This window comes from Aminobacter sp. P4_D5, assembly GCF_056401815.1.
Genome location: NZ_JBFUIP010001159.1, coordinates 1 through 568, shown reverse-complemented (window position 1 = coordinate 568; position 568 = coordinate 1). Strand labels below are relative to the sequence as shown.

Here is a 568-nt window from a genome sequence, read left to right as displayed (position 1 = left end):
GCCTGCAGGTAGAAGGTGCCCTGGCCCGCGACTATTTTTCCCTCTTTTGTCGCCCCGATCTTCACGGTGCTCATGGAACCCGAGGTCGGCCCTGTCGCGCGCATCACCTCCTCGCGCGTCATGACCATCTTCACGGGGCGGCCGGTCTTCTTCGCCAGGATGGTCGCGACCGGCTCCAGGTAGATGATGGTCTTGCCGCCGAAGCCGCCGCCGATCTCGGCGGGGATGGCGCGGATGTCGCTCTGCGGGATGCCCGTCAGCAGCGAGGTCATGGCGCGCACCATGAACTGGCCCTGGCTGGAGCTCCAGATCACCGCCTTGCCGTCGACAACGCTGACCAGGCAGGAATGCGGCTCGATATAGCCCTGGTGCACCGGGCGCGTCTTGAAGCTGCGCTCGATGACGACGTCGGCGCTGGCGAAGCCGGCCTCCACATCGCCCAGCTTGTGCTCCAGCTTGCCGGCGATATTGGACGGCTTGCCCTCGAAGCTCAGGAAGTCGTGCAGGATCGGCGCGTCCGGCTTGATCGCCTCCTCGAGCTCGATGACATGCGGGAGCACCTCGTAGA

At 65.5% G+C, this 568-nt stretch carries 1 protein-coding gene; it reads right to left on the bottom strand.

All coding sequences use genetic code 11. The features are described 5' to 3' along the window. Window positions 1-568, bottom strand: a 568-nt coding sequence (locus tag AC1DWF_RS37245) for a xanthine dehydrogenase family protein molybdopterin-binding subunit (protein ID WP_476843444.1), incomplete at both ends; no start/stop codon positions are given.